General features: G+C 65.5%; 16 protein-coding genes. 6 read left to right on the plus strand and 10 right to left on the minus strand.

Going from position 1 to position 17,329, the window contains the following annotated elements:
- A partial coding sequence (locus tag GOOTI_RS05105; RefSeq protein ID WP_007237502.1) for an arabinosyltransferase domain-containing protein occupies positions 1-2,452 on the minus strand: 2,452 nt, incomplete at its 3' end.
- Positions 2,442-5,774, minus strand: a complete 3,333-nt coding sequence (locus tag GOOTI_RS05110; RefSeq protein ID WP_007237503.1) for an arabinosyltransferase domain-containing protein — start codon at positions 5,772-5,774, stop codon at positions 2,442-2,444. The genes GOOTI_RS05110 and GOOTI_RS05105, both read right to left, overlap by 11 nt.
- A 178-nt stretch (positions 5,775-5,952) precedes the next feature.
- Between GOOTI_RS05110 and GOOTI_RS05115 the strand changes: the two genes are divergently transcribed.
- The 4 genes from GOOTI_RS05115 (at position 5,953) to msrC (ending at position 9,157) form a co-directional block, all read left to right on the plus strand.
- On the plus strand, positions 5,953-7,002 hold the full coding sequence (locus GOOTI_RS05115; RefSeq protein WP_007237504.1) for an NAD(P)-dependent alcohol dehydrogenase: 1,050 nt from the start codon (positions 5,953-5,955) through the stop codon (positions 7,000-7,002).
- A gap of 127 nt (positions 7,003-7,129) precedes the next feature.
- On the plus strand, positions 7,130-8,002 hold the full coding sequence (locus tag GOOTI_RS05120; protein ID WP_007237505.1) for a formate/nitrite transporter family protein: 873 nt from the start codon (positions 7,130-7,132) through the stop codon (positions 8,000-8,002).
- A 260-nt stretch (positions 8,003-8,262) separates the two neighbouring features.
- Complete coding sequence (locus GOOTI_RS05125; protein ID WP_007237506.1) at positions 8,263-8,535, plus strand: GlsB/YeaQ/YmgE family stress response membrane protein; 273 nt, start codon at positions 8,263-8,265, stop codon at positions 8,533-8,535.
- 139 nt (positions 8,536-8,674) lie between these two features.
- A complete protein-coding gene (gene msrC / locus GOOTI_RS05130; protein ID WP_007237507.1) occupies positions 8,675-9,157 on the plus strand; it encodes a free L-methionine (R)-S-oxide reductase MsrC in 483 nt (160 codons plus the stop codon).
- A gap of 10 nt (positions 9,158-9,167) precedes the next feature.
- Here msrC and GOOTI_RS05135 read toward each other — a convergent pair whose 3' ends face one another.
- The 5 genes from GOOTI_RS05135 to GOOTI_RS05155 all read right to left on the minus strand — a co-directional run bounded on the left by GOOTI_RS05135 (position 9,168) and on the right by GOOTI_RS05155 (position 13,679).
- Positions 9,168-9,713 carry a flavin reductase family protein gene (locus GOOTI_RS05135; protein WP_007237508.1) on the minus strand — a complete coding sequence of 182 codons (546 nt, stop codon included), beginning with the start codon at positions 9,711-9,713 and terminating at the stop codon, positions 9,168-9,170.
- Entirely contained in the window at positions 9,710-10,207 is a 498-nt protein-coding gene (locus tag GOOTI_RS05140; protein WP_007237509.1) for an NADPH-dependent FMN reductase, read from the minus strand. The genes GOOTI_RS05135 and GOOTI_RS05140 overlap by 4 nt, the downstream gene beginning before the upstream one ends.
- Complete coding sequence (locus tag GOOTI_RS05145; protein WP_007237510.1) at positions 10,204-11,370, minus strand: LLM class flavin-dependent oxidoreductase; 1,167 nt, start codon at positions 11,368-11,370, stop codon at positions 10,204-10,206. The genes GOOTI_RS05140 and GOOTI_RS05145 overlap by 4 nt, the downstream gene beginning before the upstream one ends.
- Before the next feature lie 314 nt (positions 11,371-11,684).
- Positions 11,685-12,722, minus strand: a complete 1,038-nt coding sequence (locus tag GOOTI_RS05150; RefSeq protein WP_007237511.1) for a zinc-binding metallopeptidase family protein — start codon at positions 12,720-12,722, stop codon at positions 11,685-11,687.
- A 126-nt stretch (positions 12,723-12,848) separates the two neighbouring features.
- Complete coding sequence (locus GOOTI_RS05155; protein WP_039993461.1) at positions 12,849-13,679, minus strand: sulfurtransferase; 831 nt, start codon at positions 13,677-13,679, stop codon at positions 12,849-12,851.
- A 171-nt stretch (positions 13,680-13,850) separates the two neighbouring features.
- On the opposite strand from GOOTI_RS05155, the gene GOOTI_RS05160 reads away from it, so the two are divergent.
- The gene (locus tag GOOTI_RS05160; RefSeq protein WP_005168897.1) at positions 13,851-14,144 is read left to right on the plus strand and encodes a hypothetical protein; all 294 of its coding nucleotides are present in this window, start codon (positions 13,851-13,853) and stop codon (positions 14,142-14,144) included.
- A gap of 20 nt (positions 14,145-14,164) precedes the next feature.
- Here GOOTI_RS05160 and GOOTI_RS05165 read toward each other — a convergent pair whose 3' ends face one another.
- Genes GOOTI_RS05165 through GOOTI_RS05175 form a run of 3 tightly spaced genes read right to left on the minus strand, consistent with a single transcriptional unit; the run spans position 14,165 to position 16,779 of the window.
- On the minus strand, positions 14,165-15,370 hold the full coding sequence (locus tag GOOTI_RS05165; RefSeq protein ID WP_007237514.1) for a CaiB/BaiF CoA transferase family protein: 1,206 nt from the start codon (positions 15,368-15,370) through the stop codon (positions 14,165-14,167).
- Positions 15,357-16,262: an SDR family oxidoreductase gene (locus tag GOOTI_RS05170; RefSeq protein ID WP_007237515.1), complete on the minus strand. Its 906-nt coding sequence runs from the start codon at positions 16,260-16,262 to the stop codon at positions 15,357-15,359. The genes GOOTI_RS05165 and GOOTI_RS05170 overlap by 14 nt, the downstream gene beginning before the upstream one ends.
- A gap of 7 nt (positions 16,263-16,269) precedes the next feature.
- On the minus strand, positions 16,270-16,779 hold the full coding sequence (locus GOOTI_RS05175) for a MarR family winged helix-turn-helix transcriptional regulator (RefSeq protein ID WP_007237516.1): 510 nt from the start codon (positions 16,777-16,779) through the stop codon (positions 16,270-16,272).
- Positions 16,780-16,884: 105 nt separating this feature from the next.
- On the opposite strand from GOOTI_RS05175, the gene GOOTI_RS05180 reads away from it, so the two are divergent.
- A partial coding sequence (locus GOOTI_RS05180; protein WP_007237517.1) for an MFS transporter occupies positions 16,885-17,329 on the plus strand: 445 nt, incomplete at its 3' end.

Raw genomic sequence — 17,329 nt, forward strand, 5'->3', positions numbered from 1 at the left:
ACGACGTCCCGGTCGAGGAATCCTCGGACTCGGTTCCGTCGTCGGAAAGGTCCGACCCCACTCCGTTCGGATCGAAGCCCGTCATGCCGGCTCCGGCAAGCGCCGCGCCCGGTGACGGATTGTCCTGCCCTGCAACGCGGGCCGGCGCAAGCAGACCTGAGTTCACATCCTTCTCGACGAGCACCGAATCGGCGAGCGCACACGGCTGACCGCGCACTGCCGCCACATTGGAACTCAGCCACGACCACGAATGACGCTGGGTCCAGTCCGCCTTCGCGAAGGAGACCAGCGTGAACAGCAGCATGATGACCGATACGACGATGATCGACGGCGAACGCAGCCACGATGTCCACCGGTTCTTCGAGACACGCTCCTCCCCGCGCCTGACGTCGTCGGACACGTAGTCGTCACGGAAGTGCTGCCACAGACCGAGAAGGGTCAGCAGCACTGCCACCGTGAGGATGACGGCCCAGACGGGGATGCCCTTGACATCGGGAACGGCGTCCCGCCAAGGGATCCCGTAACTGCCGACGTACCACCACTGATTCCGCCCGGAGAATGCGAGTGCGAGAACGTAGGCGCATGCCGCCGCGAACAGCGTGCGGTTGCGTCGTCGGCGCATCACCGTACGGTCGACGCACACGGTCGCGACCGCGGCCAACGCTCCTGCGATACAGGCGTACACACCCATCTGGTGAGTCCACTTGGTCGGCAGGAAGGCCATCATCACAGCGGTACCGGCGACGGTCGCGACCAGTCGCCACGTCGGCGCCGACGCGATTCCGGCCAGCCTGCGACGATTGAGGAGCATGACCACAACGACGATCAGACACACGAAGGTGATGAGGACACCGAATCGGCGCGCGATACCACCGTCGGCGGTGGGGTTCATGAGCATGTAATAGCGCATGCCCTCTTCCCACCATTTGTTGGTGGGGCCGACAGCTGAGTTGACCCTGATGGCCTCGCGGATCGAGGCGAGCGTCTGGTCGGCGAAGATCTCGTAGAGCACGACGAGGCCGGACGCGAGTATGGGTACCAGGATGGGCCACAATCCGTCTCGACGTCGTCGGATCATCAGTCGCTTCAGCAGGGGCCGGATACCGGCGATGAGCGGAATCGCCGCGATCACGCCGGTCGGGTGGATCGTCAGCGTGAACGCAGCGACCACGATCGCCAGCGTCAGCGGGAAGAAGCGGCCGCTCGCGATGGCCCGTTCCACGAGCACCCACGCCAGCAGCGTGCCGACGGCGATGATCGGTTCGACGCGCAGGCCGTTGTTGAACGGCATCCAGACCGCGAGGAACACCAGCGCTGCGGCCCAGATGGCCGACTGCGACGTACGGACAGCGTGGCCGAGCCGCGGGATGGCACACCGACTGATCAGCCACCAGCCGACGACGGCGTAGAGGAACGGAAGCAGACGCAGCCACGGTGTCGCGGTGCTCACCTGCATCCAGAGCGAGAGGTACTGATAGTGCCAGCCGAACGGGTCCTGGGGCACACCGAAGTAGCGGTAGTAGTTGTCCAGATAGCCGGCGTTACGTGCGACGCGAGCCACCGTCACCTGATAGCCGTCGTCCGCGGTGTTGCCACCGACGAACAACCAGATCAGCAGGACGAGTGTCACGAAGGCGTCGACCCAACGCGGTCGCCACCATCGTTTCGCGAAGAGCCCGCGCACTCCGCGTCCATCCCGTGCGTCGAGTACGGCGAGTGCCAGCATCGAGGCGATCGTCATGACGACGCCGATCACCATCAGCCAGAACTTCAGCGTCGTCGGCGTGGACACGAACCGCGTGTCGAGCGTCGCGCGGAACGAGAGACCGTCGGTCGGTGCATTGGCAGGCAACTGCGAATAGACGCCGATGATCTGCGGACGCGCTGTGGCGTCGCGCAGGTCGAAGGAGCCGAGTCCGGTGTCGGTGTTCGCGAGGTTCTCGAATCTGCCCGCAGCGCCGTCGGTGTCGGCGTGAAAGACCACCCTGCAGTCCGGCGAGTTCTCCGCAGCGGAACGTGGCGCGCTGAGCAGCACGATGTTTCGCTGCGTCAACTGCAAGGAGTCACGGGTGGCGCGGACGAAGAATCCCACCTTGTTGGCATCGGCCCCGTTCCACGGAACCGTCGACACGATGACGCCGCCCGACGCGGGCAGGCTCTTGCCGAGCGCGCAGGGAACGGTGACGTCCATCGACACCGGCGAGAAGGACACGCTGGGCGCCGCCACACTGCCGACCGAGTTCTGTTGCGGCCAGGCGAGTTCGGTCTTGGTGTAGTTGACCGGCAGGAACGGGGTCAGCAGCGCGATGACGATGCCGACGACACCGGCGACCACCGCGACGATCTTCGCGATCCTGATGCGCTGCGCCGACTTCGACGGGTCGGAGTCCACTGATCCGCCTGCCCCCGTTGTGTCTTTGCCGTGTGCGTTCACCGACGTCTCACTCATCATCTTGCGGCACCACCTGCATCGCTCCGGGGCGATCCCAGCCCCACCTGGTCGACGTTCCGGTACGCACCGCTGCGGGTTCCGCGTCGGGCACCAGTGGCGACAGCTGCTGCAGGCTGCCCCAGTCGCGGTACCAGTCGTTCTTGAGATAAGTCGACATCGTCGACGGCGTGGTCAGTGCTTCCGCGGTGGTGAGCAGACCGCCGTTGACCGTGGCCATCCACGTCTTCGACTGCGAGTTGGCCACAGACAGCTCCGGCAGGATGCGCCACTTCGGGATCTGATTGATGCCGTTGCTCGCATCCATCGGATGCTGACACGGGAACGCCGCACCGACCGCGAAATCGACGAGTGTGGGGTCCGACGATCCGACGACTTCCTGCAACGTCTTCAGCTCCGGAGCGCGCGGCGGCGTCACCGCGAGCCACTGGTCGGGATCGAGGTTGTTGTCGGTGGCCACGATCCGCATTGCCGTCGCCTGTGCGGGCACCGACGACATCGGGATGCGCAGGTTGCGCCACGGCCGGTTCGCCTTACGGTCGGCGTCGATGGGCTGCACCGACGCACCGACCTGCTCGAACTGTCCGCCACGGTCGACGCCGAACTCCACCTGCAACGACTGCCCGTAGGTCGTGACCCCGTCGGGGTCTGTCGACGCGAGTGCACCTGCAGCGGTGATGACGATCAGCGGTGCCGAATCACGCGCAGGCAATCGATACCAGTCGGTCGTCAGCGACGCCTGCCCGTCGGCGGTTCCGTAGCTGCCCATCACCGGCGTCGTCGCGGGATCGAGCCCGAACGGCAGCGCCGCGGTGCTGCCGTTGACGCCCTCGGGTCCCCGACCGCCGGTCGTGCCGGGCGCGCCACCGGCGATCACGAAGGTCTTCGACAGATCAGCCGACGTGTTCTGCGTACCGGGCTTGATCGAATCGGCTTCCGGGGTGAGGTCGTCGGCGACGCGCTGGGGCGAGAATCCCCGCGCGGTACCCTCCAAAGCCTTCGACGCCGAGACCCCGTCGACCGGCGTCAGGCTCCCCTTGTTCGAATCCGGTTCCACCAGAACGTAATCGGCCATGCCGCAACCCCCGGTCACCGCATGGACGTTGCCCTTCAACACCGAGTACGTGTCGGCTCTGGCGACGGCGGCCTTGGCGAAGACTGCGAGTTCGGCCAGCAGGATGATCACCGCGATCACGGCGATCGGCGACGACGCGACACCGATGCGCCACCGCTTGGGCGGCTTGCCCGCGTCGTGGTGCAGCCCGGTGTCGGCGACATAGTCGAGGCGCAGATGCTGCCAGATCGCGATGACGAGCGCGACAACGGCCAGGCCCAACAGAAGCGACGAGACCTGCAGGCCGGCTACCACCGGCGCCTTGTCGAACCACGAGATACCGAAATCGTATGCCCACGGCCACGCGTTGTAACCGGCTGCGGCCGCGGCACAGGCGACGAGTAGGCCTGCGATCAGGATCGACAGGTTCCGTGTATTGCGTTGCGCCACCTGTCCGATCGCGACGCAGGCCACCGCCGCCAGCGCCGCGGCGAGGCCCGCGAAAACTCCGAACTGGATGGTCCACTTGGTGGGGGTCAGCGAGAGCAGACCGATGGTGATGAGCACCGCGCCGGTGATCCGCCACACCGGCCCGCCGTCGACTCCGCGTATCTGCTTGCGTCGCAGCATGATCACGAGGACCACGAACAACGACACCAGCAGCAACAGCACCGGCACACGACGCACGAGCGAACCGTCGCGGGTGTTGACGGCGAGGAAGTAGTAGCGCAGCAGCTCCTGATACCACTCGAGCGTCGGGCCGACCGTGTATCGCACACGGATGGCCTCGAACACCGACGCCAGCGTCTGGTCGCGGAACACGATGATGAGCACGATCGCCGGAGCGGCGAGCAGCGGCAGCAGTAGTGACGCCAGGCCGGATTCGCGGCGTCGTCGAACCAGGATCTTGAGCATCGGCCGCGCGCCGGTGATCAGCAGCGCGATCGCGATGACACCGGTGGGTGCGGTGGCCAGGGTCAGCGCGGCCGCGAACGCCGCTCCGGCAGCGGGCAACATGCGCCGGGTGGCGATCGCCTGCTCGACACCCCACCAGGTCAGCAGGCTGCCGAGCACCACGACGCCCTCACTGCGCAGGCCCGAGCACATGGGCAGCCAGAACGCGAGGAACACCGCCGCCGCGGTCACCATCGCCCACTGCGACGTGCGGACCGCCCGTCCCAGCCGCGGCAGCAGCACGCGGCTCAGGATGAACCAACTCACCAGCCCGATGACCAACGACGGGATCCGCATCCAGACGCCGGTGGCCGACACCGACGACCAGTGGGCGAGGAAGTCGTAGTACCAGTCGAACGGCGCCTCGGGGATGCCGTAATAGCGGTAGTAGTTGGCCAGGTAGCCGGCGTGCTCGGCGTTTCGGCCCATGTTCAGGATGTATCCGTCGTCGGACGAGCCCGCGCCGAGGAAGTGCCAGATGACGAGGATCGCTGTGACGGCGATGTCGGTGACGCGGGGCCGCAGCAGTGCAAGCCAGCGCACCCGGCCGATTCGTCGGTGATATCCATGGATGCGGTCGAGCAGCGCGAGCGCGGCGAGCGCGACGATCGCGGCCAGCACACCGATGATCATCACGAGCCACTTGATGACCGACGGACTCGAATCGAACCGGTCGTCGACCACGATGCGCACCGACAGGCCCGGCGTCGACGTGATCGTCGACGCCGCGACGTCGGTGAACACACCGGCGACCTGTGGCCGATCAGCCTCCGGAGCCATCTGCACCGGCCCGAGTCCGACGAAGCGCGCACCGGAACCCGCGGCCGAGGAGAAGATGTGTAGTTCAGTGCACCGAGCGGACGCGACATCTGCGCGCGGGGCGGACGCTACCGTGTCGCCGCGCATCGTCACAGTCACCGTGTTGGCGTCGGCTGTCACGTTCAGCGCGGACGCCCGCTGGTTCTTCGCGGCAGGCGGCATCGTGGTCAGGACGGTCGACGAGGCATCGGTCGGCGCAGCACGCAGCAGTGTGCACGGGATGGTGATGTCGAGGTCCTGCGCCATCTGGGCGACGAGCGGCGAGGTGATGTCGGCGTTGTCCGCGCCGAGTGTCTGCCCCTGCGGCCAGGTGACGGTTGCCGTTGTCGTCGTGACGGGCAGAAACGGGGTCAGTACGGCTGCGACGATGGCGATCACCCCGGCGACGACGGCGGCAATCGCTGTCGTGCGAGGTGAGAGCATTTGTGCGCGGCTCGACGGGTCGTCGGATCGACGGGTGGGCAGCTGTGCTGTCGTCTTCTCCGGCGATTCGGTCACACGCGAATGCTAGTCAGGTTGTCTGTGACAAAACCAAGTCGGTCCCGTTTCGGCCGGTACGTGTCTCCCGCCACAGTCGCATGCGCATTCGACGATGCGTCGGCACGCTGGATGCAGTGAGGTGCCCGCGGCACCGGCAGATCGTCGCGCTTCCCGCGGACGCCGGAGAGGGACCACCATGACGACGACCGTCAACGCGTTCTGGGCAACAGCGCCAGACGAGCCGCTGTCGAAGACGACCATCGAACGCAGAGAACTCGGCCCCAGGGACGTCCTGATCGACATCGCGTTCGCCGGGATCTGCCATTCCGACATCCACACCGCCCGCAACGAGTGGGGCGGCACGACCTACCCCGTCGTCCCGGGGCACGAGATCGCCGGGACGGTTGCCGCGGTCGGCGACGAAGTGACCAGGCACAAGGTCGGGGATCGCGTCGGCGTCGGATGCTTCGTCGACTCCTGCGGCGAATGCGAAGCCTGCAAGAACGGCGACGAGCAGTACTGCACCAAGGGCGTCGTACAGACCTACAACTCGACGACCTACGAGGGCGAGTTCACCCACGGTGGCTACTCGCAGCAGGTCGTGGTCACCGAGGACTTCGTGCTGGCGATCCCGGAGGGCATCGAACTCGACGTCGCGGCTCCGCTGCTCTGCGCCGGAATCACGCTCTATGCGCCGCTGAAACACTGGGGAGCCGGCCCGGGTAAGAAGGTCGCAATCATCGGCATGGGCGGTCTCGGACACATCGGGGTCAAGATCGCGCACGCCCTCGGCGCAGAGGTGACCGTCCTGAGTCAGACGTTGTCGAAGGAGTCCGACGGCAAGCGGTTCGGCGCCGATCACTACTACGCGACCAAGGACGCCGACACCTTCAGTGACCTGCGTGGCGAGTTCGACCTCATCATCAACACGGTGTCGGTGAATCTGAACCTCGACGACTACCTGGGCCTGCTGGCCATCGACGGCACCCTCGTCGAACTGGGTGTCCCCGAGCATCCGTTGGAGATCAAGGCGTTCTCGCTGTTGGCGAACCGCCGGTCGATCGCAGGCTCGATGGTCGGCGGCATCCCCGCCACCCAGGAGATGCTCGACTTCTGCGCAGAGCACGGCATCGGAGCCGAGATCGAGAAGATCGGCGCCGACGAGATCAACGCGGCCTACGACCGGGTCGTCGACAGTGACGTGCGGTATCGATTCGTCATCGACACCGCCACCCTCGCCGACTGACCGCGGGGACGTACACAACCCGGACGTCAACGCGAGGCCATCACAATTATTTCGATGGCCTCGCGCTGACGTAGCAGTTGTGTACGTACATCGGGCAGCGTGGCCGGGGCTGTGGAACCGTTGACACATGAGCGACCCCGAGTTCGACGTCAACAAGCTCTTCCCGGGCAAGTTCTTCATCAGCACCACACTCGACGTGCTCGAGTCCAAGAAGAAGATGACCGGTCATCTCCGTCGACGGTTCATCCAGCGAGCCGCGATGGCCGGCATCATCATCGCGATCTTCTACGTCATCAACTACACGATCGTCGCGGCGTTCGACACGATGACGGAACCGCCCGGCCAACTCCACGCGGTCGGCAAACTCATCGGAGCACTCGCCTTCGGGTGGGCGTTGGTGTTCATCTACTACACCAAGTCCGAACTGCTCACCTCGAACATGATGATCGTCTCGGTCGGCGCCTACTACCGTCGCGTGACGCCCGTGCTGATCATGCGCATCCTGGTGTTCTGCTACCTCGGCAACATCCTCGGCGGTCTGTTGATCGCGGTGATGCTGCGCGGTACAACACTTCTCGACGGTCCCGTGCTCAACGCGATGGTCCACGCGGTCGACGTCAAGACCGGTTACCTCAGCGACGGGTTCAGCGGCTGGCTGGATCTGTTCATCCGCGCTGTGCTCTGCAACTTCATGATCAACCTGGCGATGCTGCTCGTCTACAACGGCTACCTCACCGAGGACATCGCCAAATGCATGGCGATGATCACCGCCGTCTTCGTGTTCGCCTTCCTCGACTTCGAGCATTCGGTGGCCAACACCGTGCTGTTCATGATCGTCGGATTCCAACACGACATGCCGATCGGTCTGGTGTTCGGCAACCTCGGGACGGTGCTGCTGGGGAACTTCGTCGGCGGTGGAATCCTCATCGGTTTCTACTACGCATGGGTCAACGACGAACGCGACACACATCTCGTGCATCTCAGGCGACACCGCCACTGAGTCGTCGCACGTCGGGAGCGTCTGCCCGCCCCCTCGTCGACTACCTCGGGCATCGACACCGAAAAGTGACGCCCGAGATAGGTCGTTCGTCCGACATTGCGATTGGATCACGACGCGGCTTTCGCAGAACCGTATAACCGTTCCGCGGCCGTACGTTGACTCAGGGGCCTTTACGGAAACGTCGAGGAGTCGACACTCCGTCCATGAAGCAGTCGTGGATCGTCCAAGGGGAACAGGCCCCTCCAACGGAGGAGTTTCTTGTGATCGGAACAATCATCAGCGCCATCGTCGTCGGCCTGATCATCGGTGCGCTCGCTCGGCTGTTCATGCCGGGCAAGCAGGACATCGGCGTCGTCATGACCATCGTTCTCGGCGTGCTGGGATCGCTCATCGGTTCGTGGCTGACCTACCAGCTGGGCTATAGCAACTCGAACGGCGGCTGGGAGGTCATCCCGTTCATCGTCGGCGTCATCGTCGCGATCGTGCTCATCGCCGGATACCTCGCCATCCGAGGACGTGCCGTCCGCCAGTAGAGCTGACGTGATGTGTGGCCGGGAAGCGATCGAGCTTCCCGGCCACAGTCGTCTCACAAGCCATGTTGACGAGGCACATACAGAACCAGCCTGATCGCCGGTCTGGCGACGAGTGCACGCGTCGGGGCACAGTGGTGGGATGAGTTTCGACGTCACGCCGACCACCGACGCAGCTGTGGACTATGCCGGGCTCGACGCCTCCGCGCGCGCACTCCTCGATGGCGAATCCGACCGCGTGGCCAACGCGGCGAACCTATCGGCCCTCGTCTATCACGCCCTACCACACGTCAATTGGGTCGGCTTCTACTTCTTCGACGGCGACGAGCTCGTGGTCGGCCCGTTCCAGGGAAAGCCCGCGTGCGTCCGCATCCCACTCGTCCGCGGGGTCTGCGGTGCCGCAGCGAGAACTCGTACGACGCAACGCATCGCCGACGTCCACGCCGTGGCCGACCACATCGCATGCGACGCCGACAGCCGGTCGGAGATCGTCGTACCTCTGGTCCGCGACGGTGAGCTGATCGGCGTCTTCGACCTCGACAGCCCCGTTCCGAACCGTTTCGGCGATGACGACCAGGCAGGGCTGGAGGCGATAGCCGCGACCTTCGTGGCCTCCCTGCGCTAGCGCCGGTGCGCTATACGGCCCGCGCGAGGCGGCCGAATCCGCTGCGGTGGAAGATCAACGGGCTGCCGACCTCGGGATGATCGGCCCGGGTTTCCGAATGATCGACCCCGGCCTCCGCATGATCGACAGCGTGCAGTTCGAGCAGCACGATGATGTGATCGCCTGCCTCGACCTCGCGGTAGATGGTGCAGTCGAAGTGCGCGAGCCCTTCGTCGAGCGTCACCGCTCCCTCGTCGGACGCCTTGACGGCGATACCGTCGAATCGGTGTTCCACAGCGCCTGCGAGCTGACGGCACGCCGCACCCTGGTGGTCGGCGAGGATCGTGACACCGAGATGTGCCGCACGTCGGAGATCGGGCCACGTCTTCGAACCGGTCGCAACCGACACCGACACCAGCGGCGGATCAAGGCTCACACTGGTGAACGAGCTCGCCGCGAGTCCGGTCAGTCGGCCGTCGACTTCCGCGGCGACCGCGACGACTCCGGTCGGAAAGATGCCGAACGCCTTGCGTAGCCGCGCGGGGTCGAGATCCTGGTTGGTGCGTAGTTCGCTCATGAGCCTGCCTTCAGCAATGTGGACACGAGTGGTTTTGTGGCGGTGAGCCATTCGGCGTACGCGGCCGGGTTGTCGTAAGCGGCGTCGACGACGTAGAGGCCGCGTCCCGGTACCGTGCCGCCGATCTCCGTGAGTACGGGACGCAGCGTGAGCTCTGGTGCGAGAGCATGCGCGGGGCTGCCGCCGAGCATCAGCGGTATGGCGATTCCCGACAGTCCTGTGCCTCCTGCGAAGCGGTCGAGAAAGAGCTTCAACAGACCCGTGTACGCAGCTTTGTAGGTGGGACTGGCGAATACGACGAGATCAGCCGCGCCGACCTGTGTCACCAGGTCGTTGACCTGCTCGTCGCCCCAGTCAAGGATCGCCGCACCGAGGGTTGCGAGATCGACCGTGAGGTCGAGTTCGCCGCCGACGAGTTCGGAAGCGAGATACGTTGCGGCGCGCAGAGTTCGACTGGCCGACTTGGGATTCCCGACGACGACTGCCGTCGTCACGATGCCGACACCCGCTTGAGCGGAGTCGGCGCGCCGAAGGGTACGGACGCTGTAGTGGCAACCGGCGCAGGATGTTCCCACAGCCCGCGGCGTGTCAGCTCGGGGAGCACACCTTCACCGAACCAGTAGGACTCCTCGAGGTGCGGGTAACCGGACAACACGAACTCGTCGATGCCAACCTCGTGATACGCCTCGATCAGGTCGGCGATCTCGGTGAACGAACCGACCATCGCGGTACCGGCACCACCGCGCACCAAGCCGACACCTGCCCACAGGTTGGGGTAGATCTCCAAGCCGTCCTTGGAGCCCTTGTTCAACTCCAGCATGCGTTGTTGGCCAACGGATGCCGAACGCTTCAGGCCAGTCTGGATTCGCGCGATGTCGTCGTCGGAGATGTTGGCCAGCAGCCGATCCGCTTCGGCCCAGGCCGCCTCGGACGTATCGCGGGCGATGGTGTGCAAACGGATTCCGTACGTGAGTTCGCGGCCCTGTTCGGCAGCAGCCTTCCGTACCCGAGAGATCTTCTCCGCCACAGCCTCCGGTGGTTCACCCCAGGTGAGATAGACGTCGGCGTGCTTCGCCGAGACCGCGATCCCCTCGGGCGATGAGCCGCCGAAGTAGATCTGCGGCAACGGGTCCGGGATCTGGTGCAACACGGCGTTCTCGACCGAGAGGTACTCGCCGTCGAAGTTCACGACGTCGCCGGTCCAGAGTCGTCGCACGATCTCCAGGAACTCGTCGGCCCGCGCGTAACGCTGCTTCTTGTCGAGAAAGTCTCCGAACATCCGCTGCTCGGCGTCTTCCCCACCGGTCACGACGTTGAGCAGTAACCGTCCTCCGGAGAGGTTCTGGAAGGACCCGGCCATCTGGGCGGCAAGGAACGGGGCCGTCATGCCCGGGCGGAACGCGACCAGGAACTTCAGCCGTTCCGAGAGACTGTTGATCATCGCTGTCGTGATCCAGGCGTCCTCACACCAGGCACCCGTCGGGGTCAGCGCCGCCTCGAACCCGAGTTGCTCCGCGCTTCGGGCGATCTGTCCCAGATAGTGCACCGATGCCGGGCGCCCCGCGGCTTCGGCGGCGACGCCGTGACCTCCGCCGACGACGTTGCGGCTGTCACCGCCGTTGGTGGGTAGGAACCAGTGGAACTTCAGGGAGCTCACGAAAAGCCTCTCTCCTCGACGTCGGGTGGCGCGGCGTACGCGCAACTACACCAGTTCAGTCGAGGTGACAGGTCATTAAAAGGGTTGTGGTCTCGGTGATTCCTACGTTGTGGTCGCTGGCGCGTGCTCTCGGGAACGACTCGTCGCCTGAGACAGGGCAATCCGTATGACAATCCGCGCGAGAACCGGGCCAGATGTCATACGGATCACGCCCGCTCGCGGACGGCGAAGGGGTGTGCCCGCACGAACTCCCGCGTCGACCCGTTAGGGCAGCTGGGCGCCTGCCGGCATCGACACGGGAGCGCGGCGTCGTATCAGCTGGCCTGTGGCGCGACTTCTGCCCGGTCGTCGGAGGTGATGAGTTCGTGGATGAACTCCATCTTCTCGAGCACCTTGGGCGGCAGGACGAACGGATAGAGATCCTGATGCCCCATCGACCGGTTGATCTGGTTCAGCGCCCATGTCAGCGGCAACCACCAGCCGATGATCCGCTCGAAACCGACCTTGCCCGGCAGATCGGCCTCCAGGGTCGCGCCCGCGGGGGCCAATGCGAACGCGGCCGCGGTGTCGAGGGTGTCACGGATGTGCAGATAGTGGGCGAAGGTCTCGGCCCAGTCCTCGAAGGGATGCATCGTCGCGTACGACGAGACGTAATCCTGCTCCCAGTCCTCCGGCGGCCCGTCGTTGTAGTGACGATCGATCGCGTCCTGATAGCTCGTGTTGGGATCGCCGAACAGTTCGGTGTAGCGCTCCAGGTTCGGGCCCTCCCCGACCAGAACCATCTGGTAGAAATGGCCGATCTCGTGGCGGAAGTGGCCGATCAGCGTGCGGTACGGCTCGTCCATCGACACGCGCAGTCGCTCTCGGTGCACATCGTCGCCCTCGGCGAGATCGAGCGTGATCACGCCGTCCGCGTGCCCCGTGGTGACGGGTTGATCGCGGCTCGACAGAAGATCGAATGCGAGTCCGATCTGCGGATCGGTGTCCTTGCCGAAGATGGGCAGTCCCAGTTCGTCGAGTTCGTAGATGACGCGACGCTTAGCGGCCTCTGCCTCGGCGAACGCGGCCATGGCCTGCTCGTCGGAATTCGATGGCCGCGTGCGCGTCAACCGACACGACTCGCAGAGCGCCGGGAGTTCGGGGCCCTCCTCGACCATCCAGTTGCAGGCGGCCGGGATGTTGTCGGCACAGCGCACAATGGTCGCACCGTCGATCGTGCCCTTCTCGTCATCGTCGAGTACCTGAATGGTGCGACTGGGCAGATGGAATCCCAGGTTCTTGCCGCAGTTCAGGCAGATCGTGTTCTCGAAGGACAACTGCTGGCCGCAGTTCGAACAATGGAAATCGCGCATCTTTCACTCTTCTCGTTCTCGGGTCGGACGAGACCCGGGTTGCTGTCATCGTTGTGTAGTCGTAAGCCGAGCGCGCTGCTGCACGCGACTGTGGCCGGTCTCACCTTCCGGAGGCGACATTTGTGATCACCCGGTCTCGGCCGCGCGCCGGGGGTCGGCCGACCACTGCGACCATGACCCCGGGTACAGGGCTCCGGTCAGCCCGGCGATCTCGAGGGCCGCGATCTCATGAGCTGCATTGACGCCGGATCCGCAGTAGGCGACGACCGGTGTCCCGTCCGTCACCCCTGCCTCGGCAAAGCGTCGCCGAAGATCCGACGCCGCACGGAAGCGACCGCCGTCGTCGATGTTGTCACTGGTCGGGAGGCTGATCGCGCCAGGTATGTGTCCCGCTCGGGGATCAACCGGTTCGATCTCGCCCCGATAACGCTCGGCAGCCCGCGCGTCGACGAGTACGGTTCCCGGGTCGCGAGCGGCAACGTCGTCGATGTCGGCGACAGGCATCGCGCCCGACCGCAGGGTGACGGCACCCGGCCGGACGGGCGTGTCGCCGCTCGACAACCGCATACCCGCGTCGCGCCAGGCGGCCAGGCCGCCATCGAGAAGACGGACGTCCCGGTGGCCTCCCCACCTCAGCAACCACCACGCACGGGCTGACGCGAGGTTGCCGTTGTCGTCGTAGACCACCACGGGCGACGTGTCGTCGACGCCCCACGACCGGGCGGCGTCGGTGAGTGCAGCGATGTCGGGCAGCGGATGTCTGCCCGACTGCGGCGACGGCGGTCCGGCCAGATCGGTGTCGAGGTCGACGTAGACCGCGCCGGGGATGTGTCCGGCCCGATACTGCGCATGGCCGTCGACGTCGCCGAGTTGCCACCGCACGTCGAGCACGACCGGCGGGGCGTCGGAGAGCATGGCGTCGGCAAGCTGCGCGACGCCGACCAGCACTGAAGACACACGGCACCTCTCTGTGCGTGGAACGGTCAAGGATCTGTCCTGGCGGCGTGGACTCATGGCCACCCGCGCATACCAATCGTGCCCTGTCATGGGGCATACGTGCCATCACCGACGGCGCGCGTGTGTCGAGACCGGCCCCACCCGCGCGTCGCACTCCGTACGATCGTCACCATGAGGCAGGCAGACGGCACTTACTTCGTCACGGCCGAGGAACTGGCCGCGTTCTACGACTCCGGCCAGAAGTACTGGTACATGCGCGACGACGGCTCGACGGACCTCTACTCCGACGAATTGATCATCACGCACGGCTGGCCGATCTACCTGATGGATCGCGACGAGAAGTGGTTCGCCAAATGGAACGGCAACTACGAGAAGGCCGTCGAGGACGAGCTCAACCCGCATCTCCTCAAGAACTTCGAGGACCTCATCACCGAGGGCGACTGGCCGAAGGATCACAACGAGTAGCCGGTCCTCGTCACGACCTGCTACCCCGAGCTCTCCCCGTTTTGCGCGGCTCGAGATGCTGTGTGGTCCGCTGTCGCCGAGCCACTTCCGAGGGTTGGCGGACCGCTGCGGTAGGTGACCGGAGTCGCCGACAGCCTGATCGGGTTGGCGGCGGTGATGACGGGGCTGTCCGGGGTTGTCGCCCGCGCGTCGACGCCGAGGTCGTCGGCGAAATCGAATGCCTCGGCTACCGAGTTGATCGGACCCGCAGGCACTCCCGCCGCGGTGAACTCCGCGTACCAGTGATCGGCATCCCTGGTCACCAGTACCGCGGTGATCTCGTCGATGAGGTCGTCGCGATGCGCCACCCGCGCCGCGTTCGACGTGAAGCGCTCGTCCGCTGCGAGATCGGGCCGCTCGAGCACCTCGACGGCTTTCGCGAACTGACCGTCGTTGCCGACCGCCAACGCGATCGGGCGGGTGGCCGTCGAGAACACCTGATAGGGGGCGATGCTCGGGTGACGATTACCCATCGGCTGCGGCACCACTCCGGCGTTGAGGAAGCCGGAGGCTTGATTGACCAACGACGACAACGACACCGAGAACAGGTCGACGTCGACGCGTTGGCCCTCGCCGGTCCTGTCCCGATGTCGGAGGGCGGCGAGGATTCCCATTCCCGCGTGTAGGCCGGCGAGCACGTCGACAACCGCCACACCGACCTTGACGGGCTCGTCCGGGCCGGCGCCGGTCACGCTCATGAGCCCGCCGACGGCCTGCACGAGGAGGTCGTATCCGGGCAGTGCCGCACCGCCGTCCCTGCCGAACCCGGTGATCGAGCAGTAGACGAGATCTTGTCGGTGGGAACGTAACTCGTCGTATCCCAGACCGAGCCGGTCCATCGTCCCGGCACGGAAGTTCTCGATGACGACGTCGGCGGCCAGTGCGAGATCGCGTGCACGTGCCAGGTCGTCGGCGTCACGCAGGTCGAGGGTCACCGACTCCTTGTTGCGGTTGACGGACGCGAAGTAGGTGGCCATGCCGTCGTCGGTGAACGGCGGCCCCCACGACCTGGTGTCGTCACCTGCCCCCGGACGCTCGATTTTGACCACCTCCGCGCCGAGGTCGGCGAGCATCATCGTCGCGTAGGGCCCTGCGAGCACGCGGGTGAAGTCCGCGACCACCAGGCCGTCGAGAGCTCCCGGCGACCACGAATCCGCTGAGTCGGATGCGGGATCAGTAGGTGACAACGCGTCCCTCCTTGGGAGCCCGGTACATACGCCACAGGGTGCGCGGAACCTCACGCAGCGGCAACGGGGCCGGCCAATCGCGCGACCGCAGGTACGCCTCGGTCCCGCCGTCGACCGTGACGACGGAGCCGGACATGAAATCGGCGTCGGACGACAGCATCAGCATGACCCAGGCGGCGAGCTGTTCCGGTGTGCCGTACTCGCGTACCGGCACCGGGAACGAACGGACATTCTTGCCAGCTGCGCCGTCGAGTTGTGATTGCAGTAGGGGGGTCATCACCGGTCCGGGCGCGATCACGTTGAGCCTGATTCCCGCACCCGCCCATTCCAGATCGGTACCGTGTTCGCGACACCACTGCGTCACAGCGAGTTTCGACGCCGCGTACGCGATCGGACCCGACAAGGTCTTACCGCGTCGTCGAATGATCCTGGCCGCGGCCTCTGTGTCGCCCGCGATCAGTCTGCGCACCGCGGACTTCGGCACGAATGGCGTCGATGTCGTCGAGTTCGAGCCGAAGACAACCACTTTCGCCTTGTCGGAGGCGGTGAGCGCACCTCGGATCCCGGTCAACACCTCGGTGACCCCGAGAGTATTGACCTCTGCGATCGCCCGCTCGGCACCCGCTCTCGGGCCGACCCCGGCTGCAAGTACCGCGCCGTCGAGCATCCCGCCACTGAGTTCGAGGATGGCCGCGATCGCCGCACGGCGGCCGTCCGGGGTCGAGAGGTCGGCGACGACGTCGGCGTCTCGCTGGTCCACGCCGATCACCGTGTGCCCCTGAGCCCGAATCGATTCCGCCACCGCCAAACCCATCCCGGAGGCTGCTCCGGTGATCACGTACCTCAGCGGGGCGTCGAGGGCGCTCTCGTCGGCTGTCGAGCCGTCGGACATCATGCTCCTATCCGTGCCGCCTTCTGTTGCGGTCGTCGTCGGCCAGCGTACGGTCATACGCGTCGTTGAAGGCGTGGAGTTCGCGAAACAATGCTTCCGGCGAGCCCGGCCCCATGTCGGAGAGCACGCGCTCGAGTCGCCTGGCCCGCAGCAGTCCGTCGTGCTCGAATGCCTCGCGCCCGAGTTCGGTGGGTCTGACCTGACGACTGATCGCCCCCTCGACGTCGAACCGTTCGAGGTACCCGTGTTTGATGGCGGCGTTCACCTGCCGGTTGACTGTCGACTGCTCGAGTTGCATCGCGTCGGTCAATTCCCGCAGCGTGCGCGGCCTCCCGTCGGAGAGAATCCACAGCAGGTTGAACGCCGACACCTCGAGAACGGAATCGGGGTCCACATGTGAGCGCCGCCGCGTCATGCGGAGGAATTCGTCGGCGAGATCGCGGTAGAGCGGCGAGGGCCACGGCGCGTAATCGTCACGATGTTCTCCCCGGCCCGCACGCCCGCCCGTGTCGCTCACGCGAAATCCTCTCAGCCGCATACCTGTCGGTTATGTCCGATATATCCCAGCGCATTAGCCATGTGTAGCTTACATATGTAGTGTGCATATCCCAAGGAGGTGTTCATGTCCGACACTGATTCGTCCTCCACTGTGCAGGGTTCCCTGCCACACGTGGAGAACAAGACCGCCACCGGCGCGGTCGCCACAGTCATCGTCCTCTGCTTCGGCGGCTTGGTCGCCGCGTTGATGCAGACCCTTGTCATCCCGATCCAACCGGAACTTCCCCAACTACTCCACACGTCACGCTCGAACGCGTCGTGGGTCATCACGGCAACGCTGCTCGCCGCAGCCGTCGCGATGCCGATCGCGGGTCGCCTCGGCGACATGTTCGGAAAACAGCGGGTCCTGGTCGGTTCCGGTGTGCTGCTGGTTCTCGGATCGGTGGTGTGTGCGCTCAGCGAATCGGTCATCCCGATGATCATCGGTCGCGCCATCCAGGGCCTCGCGATGGGCTTCATCCCGGTCGGCATCAGCCTCATGCGCGAAGTGACTCCGCCGAAGATCACGT

It is taken from the genome of Gordonia otitidis NBRC 100426 (assembly GCF_000248075.1).
Taxonomy (GTDB): domain Bacteria; phylum Actinomycetota; class Actinomycetes; order Mycobacteriales; family Mycobacteriaceae; genus Gordonia; species Gordonia otitidis.

Coding starts and splice junctions, on each gene's coding strand:
- GOOTI_RS05115 (WP_007237504.1), top strand. CDS start 5,953: ATGACGACGACCGTCAACGCGTTCTGGGCAACAGCGCCAGACGAGCCG.
- GOOTI_RS05120 (WP_007237505.1), top strand. CDS start 7,130: ATGAGCGACCCCGAGTTCGACGTCAACAAGCTCTTCCCGGGCAAGTTC.
- msrC (WP_007237507.1), top strand. CDS start 8,675: ATGAGTTTCGACGTCACGCCGACCACCGACGCAGCTGTGGACTATGCC.
- GOOTI_RS05135 (WP_007237508.1), bottom strand. CDS start 9,713: ATGAGCGAACTACGCACCAACCAGGATCTCGACCCCGCGCGGCTACGC.
- GOOTI_RS05150 (WP_007237511.1), bottom strand. CDS start 12,722: ATGCGCGATTTCCATTGTTCGAACTGCGGCCAGCAGTTGTCCTTCGAG.
- GOOTI_RS05160 (WP_005168897.1), top strand. CDS start 13,851: ATGAGGCAGGCAGACGGCACTTACTTCGTCACGGCCGAGGAACTGGCC.
- GOOTI_RS05170 (WP_007237515.1), bottom strand. CDS start 16,262: ATGTCCGACGGCTCGACAGCCGACGAGAGCGCCCTCGACGCCCCGCTG.